Annotated in this window: 10 protein-coding genes; 7 read left to right on the top strand and 3 right to left on the bottom strand. The window is 68.7% G+C overall.

The window, feature by feature from the left end:
- Window positions 1–168: 168 nt before the first annotated feature.
- The 7 genes from ACZ5M6_RS06280 to ACZ5M6_RS06250 all read left to right on the top strand — a co-directional run bounded on the left by ACZ5M6_RS06280 (window position 169) and on the right by ACZ5M6_RS06250 (window position 8,883).
- Complete coding sequence (locus tag ACZ5M6_RS06280) at window positions 169–2,256, top strand: S46 family peptidase (RefSeq protein WP_464159934.1); 2,088 nt, start codon at window positions 169–171, stop codon at window positions 2,254–2,256.
- A 184-nt stretch (window positions 2,257–2,440) separates the two neighbouring features.
- Window positions 2,441–4,522 carry a S46 family peptidase gene (locus ACZ5M6_RS06275; RefSeq protein WP_464159933.1) on the top strand — a complete coding sequence of 694 codons (2,082 nt, stop codon included), beginning with the start codon at window positions 2,441–2,443 and terminating at the stop codon, window positions 4,520–4,522.
- Window positions 4,519–5,028 carry a GNAT family N-acetyltransferase gene (locus tag ACZ5M6_RS06270; RefSeq protein ID WP_182713991.1) on the top strand — a complete coding sequence of 170 codons (510 nt, stop codon included), beginning with the start codon at window positions 4,519–4,521 and terminating at the stop codon, window positions 5,026–5,028. The genes ACZ5M6_RS06275 and ACZ5M6_RS06270 overlap by 4 nt, the downstream gene beginning before the upstream one ends.
- A gap of 232 nt (window positions 5,029–5,260) precedes the next feature.
- The gene (locus ACZ5M6_RS06265) at window positions 5,261–5,836 is read left to right on the top strand and encodes a TetR family transcriptional regulator (protein WP_464159932.1); all 576 of its coding nucleotides are present in this window, start codon (window positions 5,261–5,263) and stop codon (window positions 5,834–5,836) included.
- Window positions 5,836–7,548 carry an MFS transporter gene (locus ACZ5M6_RS06260; protein ID WP_464159931.1) on the top strand — a complete coding sequence of 571 codons (1,713 nt, stop codon included), beginning with the start codon at window positions 5,836–5,838 and terminating at the stop codon, window positions 7,546–7,548. Before ACZ5M6_RS06265 ends, ACZ5M6_RS06260 begins: the two co-directional genes overlap by 1 nt.
- A gap of 16 nt (window positions 7,549–7,564) precedes the next feature.
- Window positions 7,565–8,656, top strand: coding sequence for an HlyD family secretion protein (locus ACZ5M6_RS06255; protein ID WP_464159930.1), 1,092 nt, complete (start codon window positions 7,565–7,567; stop codon window positions 8,654–8,656).
- 50 nt (window positions 8,657–8,706) lie between these two features.
- Window positions 8,707–8,883 (top strand): hypothetical protein, encoded by a 177-nt coding sequence (locus ACZ5M6_RS06250; protein ID WP_182714330.1) that lies wholly within the window; start codon window positions 8,707–8,709, stop codon window positions 8,881–8,883.
- A 34-nt stretch (window positions 8,884–8,917) separates the two neighbouring features.
- Here ACZ5M6_RS06250 and ACZ5M6_RS06245 read toward each other — a convergent pair whose 3' ends face one another.
- From ACZ5M6_RS06245 to ACZ5M6_RS06235, 3 genes are all read right to left on the bottom strand, one after another.
- Window positions 8,918–9,121 (bottom strand): hypothetical protein, encoded by a 204-nt coding sequence (locus ACZ5M6_RS06245; protein WP_054764938.1) that lies wholly within the window; start codon window positions 9,119–9,121, stop codon window positions 8,918–8,920.
- 183 nt (window positions 9,122–9,304) lie between these two features.
- Window positions 9,305–10,741 carry an efflux transporter outer membrane subunit gene (locus tag ACZ5M6_RS06240; protein WP_152949657.1) on the bottom strand — a complete coding sequence of 479 codons (1,437 nt, stop codon included), beginning with the start codon at window positions 10,739–10,741 and terminating at the stop codon, window positions 9,305–9,307.
- Complete coding sequence (locus tag ACZ5M6_RS06235; RefSeq protein ID WP_054764936.1) at window positions 10,741–14,007, bottom strand: efflux RND transporter permease subunit; 3,267 nt, start codon at window positions 14,005–14,007, stop codon at window positions 10,741–10,743. The genes ACZ5M6_RS06240 and ACZ5M6_RS06235 overlap by 1 nt, the downstream gene beginning before the upstream one ends.
- Window position 14,008 lies beyond the last annotated feature (1 nt).

Here is a 14,008-nt window from a genome sequence, read left to right as displayed (position 1 = left end):
CGTGCCTCAGCGCCAAGTTAAATCGGGGTAAGGCTTCGCATCGGCGCGATTGCGAGGGACCGATCGCCGGGCTATCGGCGTCTGGCTCTTGGCGGCGTCGATGAAACGGCGCTAGTTACAAGATAACAGCGGATCAGCCCGGTCCCGCGCTCTGGAGGAAGTTTCCAAATGTCCCTGCCGTCCCTTCGTCTCACCGCCTCGCTGGCCGCCCTGGGCGCCGCGACCGTCGTCCTGTCCGCGCCTGCGACTCCCGCCAAGGCCGATGAGGGCATGTGGACCTTCGACAACTTCCCCATCGCCACGGTGAATGAGAAATACGGCACGAACCTCGACCAGGCCTGGCTGGATCGGGTGCGCAACGCCGCCGTGCGTCTGCCGGGCTGTTCAGCTTCGCTGGTTTCGGGCGAAGGCCTGATCCTGACCAACCACCACTGCGTCGTCAGCTGCGTTCAGGACCTGTCGGACGCCCAGAACGACTACGTCAAGAACGGCTGGATGCCCGCGACCCGCGAGGAAGAGAAGAAATGCCCCGGCCAGACGGCCGAGATCCTGACCGACATCACCGACGTCACCGACCGCGTCACCGCCGCCGGCGCCGGGCTTGAGGGCGCCGCCTTCGTCCGCGCCCGCGCCGCCGAGATCGACAAGATTCAAAAGGAAGTCTGCGGCGACGATCAGAAGCTGACCTGCCAGGTGATCAGCCTCTATCGCGGGGGTCAGTACAAGCTCTACAAGTTCCGCAAGTACGAGGATGTGCGTCTGGTCTTCGCGCCCGAGTTTCAGGCGGCCTTCTTCGGCGGCGATCCGGACAATTTCAACTTCCCGCGCTACGCCCTGGATGCGGCCTTCCTGCGCGCCTACGAGGACGGCAAGCCGGTCTCCACGCCGAACCACCTGACGTGGAACCCCAATGCGCCCAAGGAAGGCGACGTAACCTTCGTCGCCGGCAACCCCGGCTCGACCTCGCGCCTGTTGACCATGGCCCAGCTGGAGGTCCTGCGCGATCAGCAGCTGCCGATCACCCTGATCCAGACCTCGGAACTGCGCGGTCGCCTGCTGGAATATGCGACCACCAGCGAAGAGGCCAAGCGGGTCTCGGTCGATCCGATCTTCGGCCTGGAGAACAGCTTCAAGGTCTATTACGGCCAGCAGGGCGCCCTGACCGACCCCGCCTTCATGGCCAAGAAGCGCGCTGAGGAGCAGGAGCTGCGCCAGCGCGTCGCGGCCGACCCCGCCCTGGCCCAACGGATCGGCGACCCCTGGGCCGAGCTGGAGCGCGCCGCCGCCGCCCAGCGCGACCTTTACCTGCCTTATCGCCAGCTGGAATCGGGTCCGCGCTCGCAGCTGTACAGCTACGCCAAGGCCATCGTCCGCGCCGCCAAGGAGCGGGCCAAGCCTGCGGCCGAACGCCGCGCCGGCTATTCCGAGGCGGACATCGCCGCCCTGGGCCGCCGCCTGGCGCAGGACGCCCCGATCTCCGACGACATCGAGAAGATTCAGATGTCGTTCTGGCTGTCCAAGACCCGCGAATATCTGACGGTGGACAATCCCAGCGTTAAAGCCCTGCTGGGCAAGGAAAGTCCCGAGCAGATCGCTGAGCGCACCGTCGAGGGCACCCGCCTGGCCGATCCGGCCTTCCGCGCCGAAGCCTTGGCCATGACGCCGGAACAGCTGGCCGCCTCGGGCGATCCGATGATCCAGTTCGTTCTGGCCAATGACGACGCCGCCCAGGCCGTCCGCACCCAGTGGGAAGCGGCCGTGTCCGGCCCGACCAGCCGCGCCGCCGAAAAGATCGCCCAGGCCCGGTTCGCGGTCTACGGAACCAACCTCTATCCCGACGCCACCTTCTCCCTGCGCCTCTCCTACGGCCAGGTTAAGGGCTGGACCTATCGCGGCGTGACGGTGGAGCCCTTCACCTATATCGGCGGTCTGTACGAGCGGAATACGGGCGCCGAGCCCTTCAACGCGGCCGAAGACTGGCTGGCGGCCGAGGGCAAGGTGAACAAGTCGACCGTCTATGACTTCGTATCGACCAACGACATCATCGGCGGCAATTCGGGCTCGCCCGTGATCAACGCCAAGGGCGAAGTCATCGGCGCCGCCTTCGACGGCAACATCCACTCCCTGGGCGGCAGCTTCGGCTATGACGGCGAGCTCAACCGCACCGTCACCGTCTCGACCGCCGCCATCACCGAGGCCCTGCGCACCGTCTACAACCAGCCGCGCCTGCTGCGCGAACTGGGCGTGCGGCGATAAAGGCCGGGTCATAAAGTCTCCTCCCCGCTTTGCGGGGAGGGGGACCGCGAAGCGGTGGAGGGGCTCTTCACCACCGCACCGGCGCCTGTCATGTATCTCAGAGCCCCTCCGTCACGGCGCGAAGTCGCGCCGCGCCACCTCCCCATCGCGGAGCGATGGGGAGGAGACTTCAAGGACCACCCCCATGCGCCTCGCCCTTCTCGCCTCCGCCGCCGTCCTCGCCGTCGCAGCCGCCTCTGCGGCCTCCGCCGAAGAAGGCATGTGGACCTTCGACAACTTCCCCATCGCCCGCGCCAACCAGGCGCTGGGAACCGACATCGACCAGGCCTTCCTGGACCGGGTGCGGTTGTCTTCGGTCAAGTTCGGCGGCTGTTCGGCGGGCGTGGTCTCGGGCCAGGGCCTGGTGATGACCAACAATCACTGCGTCGCCACCTGCGTCGCCAACCTGTCCACGCCCCAGGTCAACTACGCCGAGACCGGCTTCCTGCCGAAATCGCGCGAGGAAGAGCTGAAATGCCCCGGCGCCACCGCCGAGATCCTGACCGATATCTCGGACGTGACCGAGCGGATGCACAAGGCGGGCGAAGGGCTTGAAGGCCAGGCCTTCACCCAGGCCCGCGACGCCGAGGCCGGTCGGATCGAAAGCGAAGCCTGCGGAAACGACCCCAAGATCCGCTGCCAGGTCGTCAGCCTGTACCGGGGCGGCCAGTTCAAACTCTACAAGTACCGCAAATATTCCGACGTCCGCCTGGCCTGGGTGCCTGAGGATCGGGCCGCCACCTTCGGCGGCGATCTGGACAACTTCTCCTTCCCCCGCTTCGCCGTCGATGCGGCCTTCATCCGCCTGTACGAAGACGGAAAGCCGGTCGAGACCCCGACCCATTTCGCCTGGAACCCAAACAAGCCGACCGAGGGCGAGGCCGTCTTCATCTCCGGCAACCCCGGCGCCACCCAGCGTCTTCTGACGATGGACCAGCTGACCACCATCCGCGACGTGGTGCTGCCGCTGGACCAGTTGATCGCGTCCGAGCTGCGCGGCCGGCTGATCCGCTATTCCGAAGAGGGCGAGGAGCAGGCCTTCATCGCCATGGACCCCATCGTGGGTCTGGAGAACACCTACAAGCGCGGCCGCGGCCGGATGGCCGCCCTGATCGATCCGGCCTTCATGGCTCGTAAAGCCGAGCAGGAAGCCGACTTCCGCGCCCGCGCCGCCGCCTCCGGCGTCGATCCCTGGTCCAACCTCAGCGCGGTCCAGCCGGTCGCCCGCGAACTCTATCCCTCCATGGCGCTGCTGGAGGGCGGCACGGGCCTGGGCACGACCTCGGTCGCCGGGGGATCGCAACTGTTCAGCTATGCCCGCACCCTGGTGCGCGGCGCCCAGGAGCGGGCCAAGCCGTCCGACCAGCGTCTGCCCGAGTTCGCCGACAGCCGTCTGTCGGGCCTCGAGTCCCGCCTGTTCGCCGAACGTCCCACCTATCCCGAGCTGGAGCAGATCCGGCTGGAATGGTGGCTGTCCAAGACCCGGGAGTGGCTGACGGTCGACAATCCTTCCGTCCGCACCCTGCTGGGCAAGGAAAGCCCCGAGGGCCTGTCGGCTCGCCTTGTCGCCGGCACGACCCTGGCCGACCCGGCCGTGCGCCGCGCCCTGTGGACCGGGGGTCTGGCCGCGATCCAGGCCTCGACCGATCCGATGATCCAGTACGCCCTGGCCATCGACGCCGACGCCCGCGCCGTTCGCGACGCCTGGGAGACCCGCGTTCAGGCCCCGACCGACCGCGCCTCGGAACAGCTGGCCGCCGCCCGTTTCGCCGCCTATGGCGACGCCGTCTATCCCGACGCCACCGGCACCCTGCGCCTGACCTACGGCCAGGTCGAAGGCTCCGACGTTCCGGGCCAGAGGTTCGCCGCCTTCACCACCTTCGCCGGCCTGTGGGACCGCGCCACGGGGGCCGAGCCCTTCGCCGTCGCGCCCAAACTGCTGGCGGCCAAGGACCGGATCGACCCGAACGCGGCGATGGACATGGCCGTCTCGACCGACACCATCGGCGGCTCTTCCGGCTCGCCCGCCATCAATGCGAAGGGCGAGATCATCGGCGCCAACTTCGATTCCACCGTCCTGACCCAGCGCAACGCCTATGGCTACGACCGCACCGTCAACCGCAGCGTCATCGTCACCACCCAGGCCGTCACCGTAGCCCTGCGCGACGTCTACGGCATGGATCATCTGGTGCGGGAGCTGGGCGTTTCCCAAGACCGGGAGCGGTGAGCGAGATCGCCTTCCGCGCGGCGACACTCGACGACGTCGCCGCGCTTCATCCCCTGATCGAGCGGGCCTATCGGGGCGAGACGGCCAAGGCCGGCTGGACCCACGAGGCGGACCTGCTGTTCGACACCCGCACCAGCGCCGAGGAACTGTCGGCCCTGATCGCCGATCCCGACCGGGTCATTCTGCTGGCCCACCGCAACGGCGCCCCGATCGGCTGCGTCCAGGTGGCCCGCGTCGGCGACGGCCGGACCTACCTCGGCATGCTGACGGTCGAGCCCATCCTGCAAGCCTCCGGCCTGGGCCGCCGTCTCCTCGCCGCCGCCGAAGCAGAGGCCGTCGCCCGCTTCGCCGCCCGCCGCATGGAGATGACCGTCATCCATCGCCGCGTCGAACTGATCGCCTGGTACGAACGGCGCGGCTACCATCCCACCGGCGAAACGCGCCCCTTTCCCATCGACCCGCCCCGGCCGGATCTGGACTTCGTGGTGCTGGAGAAGGGACTCTAGGCCTCTTCTTCTTTCGTCATTCCGGGCGAAGGGCCGCTTGGCCCGTAGACCCGGAACCCAGCGGCGCCGAAGGCGAAATCTATCCGCCGCATGATGTTGAAAGACATTATCCGCGACAGGTTCGCGCTCTCGCGCGCCGCTGGGTTCCGGGTCTCCGCTACGCTTCGCCCGGAATGACGAAAACAAAGGATCCTTGAAAAACGGACACCCGTGTCCATTTAAGCGCGTCACCATGTCGCGCCCCGCCCGCAAACCCCTCCGCAAGGACGTCATCCACAACCGCGCCGCCCTGCTTCAGGCCGCGCGCGCGGTCTTCGCCGACCACGGCCTGGACGCCCCTCTGGACCTGATCGCGGAAAAAGCCGGGGTCGGCCGGGGCACCCTGTATCGTCATTTCGCCGACCGCACCGAACTGGCCCTGGCGGTGCTCGAGGCCGACGTCGCCGACCTGGGCCGCCGCACCGCCGAACAGGGCGAGGCGCCGGAGACCTTCTTCTGGTTCCTGGACCGGTTGGCCGAGGACATGATCCGCAACGCCGGCCTGGCGGGCCTGGTGCGGAACGTTCGGTCGCCCGACGCGCTTACGCCCCTGCGGCAAAGCTTGATGGAGGCGGGCGCCGCCCCTCTGCAACGCGCCCAGGCGGCCGGTCTGGTGCGAAAGGATCTGCGGCCGATGGACATTCGCCTGATCGCCACCCTGCTGGGCGCCGGCTTCCAGGGCGCCGATGAAGCCGAGCGTCAGGCTGTGTCCCAGCGCACCCGCGCCCTCCTCATGGACGGCCTGCGCCCCCGGGCCGAGGCCTCCTGATGGCTCGTCGCGCCGACCACAACTGGCATCTGCCGTGGGACCAGTATCTGGCGACGCTGAAACCGCACGAGCGGCCCACCCTGCCCGGCTCGCCCGCCACGCCCGACCACACGGCCTGGCTGAGGCTTCAGTACGCCCTGACCGGCGTCCTGGTGGCCCTGGTCGGCAGTCTGGGCAATGCGGCCGTGACCGCCAACCTCTCCAATCTTCAGGGGTCGTTGGGGATCACCCCGAGCGAGGCGGCCTGGTTGCCGGTCGTCTTCGTCATGACCAACGCCTGTATGAACCTGATCCTGTTCAAGTTCCGCCAGCAGTATGGCCTGCGCCTCTTCACCCAGATCTGCCTGACCGCCTTCGTCGTCACCTGCGCCGCCCACCTGGCCGTCGACAACTATGAATCGACCCTGTTCGTCCGGGCCGTGGCCGGCATGGCGGCGGCGGGGCTCAGCAGCCTGGGCTTCCTCTATATGATCCAGGCCTTTCCGGCCCAGCACCGGTTGAAGGGCCTGGTGATCGGCATCGGCCTGTCCAGCTTCGCCGTACCCATCGCCCGCCTGATCATGCCCAGCCTGCTGGAGCTGAACGACTGGCGCGCCTTCTACACCTTCGAACTGGGCATGGCGCTTCTGGCCTGGGCGGCGGTGCAGGTGCTGCGCCTTCCCCCGTCAGAACGACTGAAACTGTTCGAGCCGCTGGACTTCGTCACCTTCGCCCTGTTCGCCCCCGGCGTGGCCCTGCTGGCCGCCGTTCTGGGCCTGGGCCGGATCGTCTGGTGGACCGAGGCCGCCTGGATCGGCTGGGCTTTGGCGGGGGCGATCCTGCTGCTGACCGCCGCCCTGATGATCGAATACAACCGCAGAAATCCGCTGATCAATGTGCGCTGGCTGACCGGCCCCGACATCCTGCGCCTGTTCGGCGCCATCCTCTTGATCCGCATTACCCTGTCGGAACAGACCTCGGGCGCCGTGGGCTTTCTGACCGTTGTGGGCCTGGGGCCGGATCAGCTGCACGGCCTGTTCCTGGTGATCCTGTTGGCCATGATCGCCGGCACGGCGGTCGCCGCCCTGACCCTGGACATGACGCGGCTGAACCTGCCGATCGCCATCGCGCTCGGTTTGATCGCCGTCGGCGCCTTCATCGACAGCCACGCCACCGTCCTGACCCGCCCGGCCCAACTCTATCTCAGCCAGGCCCTGATCGCCTTCGCCTCGGCCCTGTTCGTCGGCCCGGCCCTGCTGATCGGGGTGGGCAAGGTGCTGCAACAGGGCGCCCGCAACATCATCAGCTTCATCGTCATGTTCAGCGTGCTTCAGAACCTGGGCGGCCTGGCCGGTTCGGCCCTGATCGGCACCATCCAGGTGGTGCGCGAGAAATTCCATTCGAACCAGCTGGCCGCCGACATCACCAGCCTGGACCCCCAGGTGGTTCTACGCCTGCGCCAGCTGTCGGGCGCCTATTCGTCCACCATCACCGACCCCGCCCTGCTGAACGCCGAGGGGGCGGCCCTGCTGACGCGCCAGGTGACGCAGCAGGCCAATGTCCTGGCCTATAACGACGTCTTCCTGATCATTGCGGTGGTCGCCGGCCTGGGCTGCGCCTGGGTGACGGCGGTCCACCTGCGCCCCCGCCTCAAGGCGCGCCGTCAGGCCAGACGTGACGCCCGAAACCCCGCGCCCGAGGCCGCAACCGCCGCCGTCGCCGCCGCCGACTGATCCCTGAGAGCCCCCGATGACCGACACCGCCCCCTCCGCTCCTCCGCCGCCGGCCGCCGCCCCTGCCGCGCCTGAACCCCGCAAGCGCGTCCTCTGGGCCGTGGTGGCGGCCGTCGTCGCCGTCTTCGCCGTCGGACTGGTTCTCTACGCCTGGCGGCTGCCGCCCTTCACCGGCCATGTCCAGCGCACCGACAACGCCTATGTGCGCGGCCAGGTGACGATCATCAGCCCCCAGGTCAGCGGCTATGTGACGGCCGTGCCGGTCCAGGACTTCCAGAGGGTCCAGCAGGGCCAGCTTCTGGCCCAGGTCGACGACCGTATCTACCGCCAGAAGCTGGAACAGGCCGAGGCCGCCCTGCACTCCGCAGAGGCGGCCCTGTCCAACTCGACCCAAAGCCAGGCGTCCGCGCGCGGCGCCGTGGCCCAGCAACGCGCCTCGATCGCCGCCGCCCAGGCCGCCCTGACCAAGGCCCAGGCCGACGCCGACCGCGCCCGCACACTGAAGGCCGGCGGCTGGGTGTCGCAATCCAATGTCGATATCGCCGTCGCCGCCCTGCGCAGCGCCCAGGCCCAGCTGGCCCAGGCCCAGGCCGCCGAGGGCGTGGCCCAGACCGGCGTCACCTCGGCCGTGGTCAACCGCGACAGCCTGGCCGCCTCGGTCGAGAACGCCCAGGCCGCCGTCCGTCTGGCCCAGATCGACTTGGCCAACACCCGCATCATCGCCCCCCGCTCCGGCCGCCTGGGCGAGATCGGCGTGCGCCAGGGCCAGTATGTCACCGCCGGAACCCAGCTGATGGGTCTGGTCCCCGACGTGGTCTGGGTCACGGCCAATATGAAGGAGACCCAGATGCGCGACATCCGCATCGGCCAGCCGGTCGAGATCACTGTCGACGCTCTGGGCGGTCAGAGCCTGCGCGGCCGCGTCGAACGCATCGCCCCCGCCGCCGGCAGCGAGTTCAGCGTCATCCGCCCCGACAACGCCACCGGCAACTTCACCAAGGTCGCCCAGCGCATCCCCATCCGCATCCGGCTGGATTCCGGTCAACCGGCCCTGGAGCGCCTGTCGCCCGGCATGTCGGTGGTGGCCAGGGTGGATACCGGTCGCTGACGGAACCCGCCTGCGCGCCCCGCGCTCCCTCATCAGCAAGGGAGACCATCATGGATGACATTCAGACCGAGGGCCGCAAGAAGAACGGCGCTGAGCCGTTGGGCAAGCCGGACGCCCTGACGCCAGAGGCAGACGTGAAGAAGGTGGGCGACCAAGAGCGGCGCAGCGCCGGGCCCGACGGGCCTGATGCGGCCGAAGTGGGCGACACCTTCAAGCGACAGCCCTGATCGTCCCGGCCTGATCACTCCGGTTTGATTTCTCTCATGACCGGCCGGACGACAGGCGCGCGGCCAGCAGATGCACGTCGTGCGCCCGCATCCGTTCGAAATTGCCCAGACCCAGGGCCAGGGCGCGCATCACCTCGGTCTGGCGGGTGTGTTCGGGATGCTGCGGCAAGGACGCCTCGGCCCGCGCCAGCTCCGCATCCAGCTCGGCCATCATATCGGCCAGGATTCCGTCATTCATCTGATCCTCCGTCACGCCGCCGACTGCCGCAGTCGGTTTAAGCACGAAGAGAACAAATTGGGAACACGACACGCCGACGTCCTTGTGGACGATTGTCGGCTCTCGGCGCACGAACGCCGGCGGCCCGAAGGACCGCCGGCGTCCGGTCTTCACTCCCCCCAAGGGACGGAGGATTTTCTCTCGTCAGCTCTCGGCCTGCCAGCCGCCGGCGAGGGCGCGGAACAGGGCGATCTGGTAGGTTGTGACCAGGGCGTCGGACTGGGCCAGGGCGGCGTCGGCGGCGGCCTGGGTGCGTTCGGCGTCCAGCACCACCAGGAAGCTGTCGGCGCCGGCGTTGAAACGCTGACGCGACAGGGTGGCGGCGCGGGCGGCCTGGTCCCGCGCCTCGGTCAAGGCGGCGCGGCGGTCCAGTTCGTTGGCGTAGTTGCTGAGCGCCGTCTCGGTCTCCTGCAGGGCCGTCAGAACCGTCTGGTCGAAGGTCGCCAGGGCGGCGTCCGAGCGGGCGCCGGCGGCCTGGATCTGGGCGCGGGCGGCGAAGACGTTGGGGAAGGACCAGCTGATCAGCGGACCGAAGCTGAAGCGATAGTTCTGGTCGTCGCCCAGTTCGCTCGACTCCAGCGCCGTCGAGCCGAAGGAGCCGCCCAGGCTGATCTGCGGATAGAGGTTGGCGGTCGCCACGTTCACGCGGGCGGCGGCGGCGGCCAGATTGGCCTCGGCCTGACGCACGTCGGGACGACGCGCCAAGAGAGCCGCGCCGTCGCCGACCGGGATCGGCCGGCTGAGTTGCGGCGGCCGGACGCAGGCGGCGGCGGCCTGGTCGGCCTCGGCCGGGGTGCGGCCGGTCAGGGTGGCCAGGCGGAACAGGGCCTCGTTCCGCGACGCCCGCAGGGTCGGCAGGGTCGCCGCCGTCTGGGCCAGGGCCGCGCGGGCGCTGGCCACGTCCAGACCGGTGCCCGCCCCGCCGTCGAGCAGGGTTTGGGTCAGGTTGGCGGTGTTGCGCTGAAGCTCCAGCGTCCGTTCGGCCACCGCGATCTGGGCGTTGGCCGAGCAGACGTCGGCATAGGCGCGGGCCGTCTCGGCCGCGACCGAGACCTGGACCGTGGCCAGGGCGGCCTCGGCCGCGCGGGCGTCGGCGCGGGCGGCGCGGATGGTGGATTCCACCCGTCCGAACAGATCGACCTCGTAGCTGGCCGCCAGACCGACGTCATAGGTGTCGATCTCGGGGGCGTCCTCGCCGGCGGGCAGGCCGGTGACGGTGGCGGCCGAGGCGCGGCTGCGCTGGGCCTGAGCGCTGGTCGTTGTGCTGGGGAAGCGGCCGACGCGGGCTTCGGACAGGGACGCTCGAACCGCGCGCAGATTGGCGAAGGCCGCCTCCAGCTCGTTGTTCTCGGCGAAGGCCTGACGGATCAGGCCGTCCAGGGTCGGATCGTCGTACAGCCGCCACCAGTCGTCGCGGGCCGGGGCCGCGGCGGTCACGGCCGGATTGGCCGCGCCGACGAAGCCGCCGGTCCCCGAGGTCGGCAGAGCCGCCTCGGGCGCCTTGGGCCCGACCGCGCAGGCGGCGAGCAGGGCGCCGGCGGCTGCGGCGGTCAGGAAGCTGAGGGTCTTGGTGCGGGTCATCAGATGTCCCCTCCCCGACCCGTGGCCGGAGCCGGCGCATTAGGATCGGTCAGGCTGGAAGTTTGATCGTAACGGACGGTCTCGGCGCCGGTGGGCGTCGGCGTCTTGCCCTGCGGCAGTTTGGACGACAGCCAGCGGGTGACGACATAGAAGACCGGGGTGAAGATCAGGCCGAAGAAGGTCACCCCCAGCATGCCGGAGAAGACCGCCGTGCCGAGCGACTGGCGCATTTCGGCGCCGGGCCCGCTCGCCAGCATCAGCGGCACGACGCCGAGGATGAAGGCGAAGGAGGTCATCAGGATCGGGCGCAGACGGGTCCGGGCCGCGGCCACGGCCGCGTCGAACCGGTTCATGCCCTGCTCTTCTTCGGCCTGTTTGGCGAACTCCACGATCAGGATGGCGTTCTTGGCCGCCAGCGCGATCAGAACCACCAGGCCGATCTGGACCAGGATGTTGTTGTCCAGCCCCCGCAGGTTCACACCGATGATGGCGGCCAGCAGACACATGGGCACGATCAGGATGACCGCCAGCGGAAGCGTGAAGGCTTCATACTGGGCCGCCAGCACCAGGAAGACGAAGACCACGGCCATCAGGAAGATCATGGTCGCGCCCGAACCGGCCGCCTTCTGCTGGTAGGCCAGCTCGGTCCATTCGTAGGTAAAGCCTTGCGGCAGGGTGCTGGTCGCCATCTGCTCCATGACCTGCAGGGCCTGGCCGGAGGAGACCCCCATGGCCGGGTTGCCCTGCAGCTCGGACGCCGGGAACAGGTTGTAGCGGACCACGCGCGACGGGCCGGAGTCATTGACCAGATTGGCCACCGACCCGATCGGCACCATGGCCCCACTGGAGGAGCGGGTCTTCAGGTTGGCGATGTCGGCGATGTCGTCGCGGTACTGGGGCTCGGCCTGGGCGGTCACCCGATAGGTGCGGCCCAGAAGGTTGAAGTCGTTGACGTAGGACGAGCCCAGATAGACGCCGAGGGTATCGAAGACGGCGCTGGGCTGGACGCCCATCATCAGGGCCTTGTCGCGATCGACGTCGGCCGAGATGCGGGGCGAGCCGGTGTTGTAGGTCGAGAAGACCTGGCTGACCTGATCCGGGGCCTGGGCGGCGGCGCCCATCATGGCGAAGGTCGCCCCCTCCAGCGCGCGATAGCCGGCGCCCGAGGTGTCCTGGATCATCATCTTGAAGCCGTTGCCGTTGCCCAGACCCTGGACCGCCGGCGGGGCGATGACGAAGATCTGCGCGTCCTCGATCTGACCCGTGGCCTGGGTGATGGCCCCGGCCAGGGCGGCGGCGGCCTCTTCCTTGGAGCGTTCTTCGAAGGGATCGAGGCGCACGAAGATGGTGGCGGCGTTCGATCCGAACGAGAAGCTGGCGCCGTCCAGGCCCGCGAAGGCCACGGTGCCGTTGACCCCGTCGGTGCCCTCGATGATCTGACGGGCGCGGGTCATCACCGCCTCCGTCCGGTCCAGGGAGGCGCCGGCCGGCAGCTGAATCACGCCGATCAGGAAGCCCTGATCCTGTTCGGGAATGAAGCCCGAGGGGGTGTCGACCAGACGCCAGGCGGTCAGGCCCAACAGACCGGCGTACAGGATCAGCACGATGCCGACCGTGCGCACCAGACGCGCCGTCAGACGACCATAGCGGTCCGACAGCCAGTCGAAGCCCTCGTTGAACTTCCGTCCGCCCCAGCCGACGTAATAGACGGCGGTCCCCAGGACGCCGGGCTTGCGCACCGGGCCGTGGTCCTTGTCGTGCGGCTTCAGCAACAGGGCGGCCATGGCCGGCGACAGGGTCAGGGAGACGAACAGGGAGATGACCGAGGCCGAGGCGATGACCACGGCGAACTGGCGGTAGAAGATGCCCGGAATGCCCGGCACGAACATGGTCGGCACGAACACCGACACCAGCACCAGGCCGATGGCGATCAGGGCGCCCGAGACCTCCTGCATCGATCGATAGGCGGCTTCCTTGGGCGACAGACCCTCGCTGATCGCCCGCTCCACATTCTCGACCACGACGATGGCGTCATCGACGACGATGCCGACCGCCAGAACCAGAGCGAACAGGGACAGGGAGTTGATCGAATAGCCGAGCGCCAGCTGCACTGCGAAGGTGCCGACCAGGGCGACCGGGATGGCCACGATCGGAATGATGGCCGCGCGCCAGGTCTGAAGGAAGACCATGACCACGATCACGACCAGGACCACGGCCTCGATCAGGGTGTGCTGAACCGACTCAACCGAGGCGGCGACAAATTCGGTGGGGTTGTAGGGCACCGAGACCTGCATCCCGGCCGGCAGTTCGGCCTTGACGGCCTCGACCTCGGCCAGGACCCGATCGGCGGTGCCGAGCGCATTAGCGCCCGGCTGCTGCACGATGGCCAGGCCGACGCCGCGCTGGCCGTCAAAGAAGCCGCGAATGCCGTAGTCCTGGGCCCCCAGTTCGATCCGCGCCACGTCGCGCAGATAGGTGACACGGCCCTCGCTGTCGGTCTTCAGAACGACGTTGGAGAACTGGTCGGGATCGGTCAGACGGCCTTGGACCTGGACCGGCAGTTGGAAGGCCGAGGCGCTGTTCGGGAAGGGCGGCTGGCCGATGGAGCCGGCGGCGGCCTGGACGTTCTGGGCCCGCAGGGCGGCGACGATGTCCGGCCCGGTCAGGCCGCGCTCGGCCGCCTTGGCCGGGTCGATCCAGACCCGCATCGAATAGTTGCCGCCGCCGAAGACCTGGACCGCGCCCACGCCTTCGATCCGCAGCAGGCGGTCCCGCAGGGTCGAGTTGGCGTAGTTGCCGACATAGTCGTTGTTCAGCGAGCCGTCGGGCGAGGTCAGCCCCAGGATCATCAGGAAGCCGCTCTCGGCCTTGTTGACGACCACGCCGGTTTGGCGGACCGCCTCGGGCAGACGCGGTTCGGCCAGGGCCACGCGGTTCTGGACGAGCACCTGGGCGGCGTCCAGATCGGTGCCCGGCTGGAAGGTGACGGTGATCGCCACCGCCCCGTCCGAGGTGGACGAGGAGGTGATGTAGAGCATGTCCTCGACGCCGTTCACCTCCTGCTCGATGGGGGCGGCGACGGTCTCGGCCAAGGTTTCGGCCGAGGCGCCGGGATAGGCGGCGTTGATGGTGATCGTCGGCGGCGCGATCTCCGGATACTGCGACAGGGGCAGCAGCGGATAGGCGAAGACGCCGACAATGGTGATCACCACCGCGATCACGGCCGCGAAGATCGGCCGGTCGATGAAGAAGCGGGATATGTTCATG

It is taken from the genome of Brevundimonas sp. Br13 (genome assembly GCF_055391505.1).
Note: the sequence above shows the minus strand (reverse complement) of the source record. Positions and strands in the feature narration are given on the sequence as shown.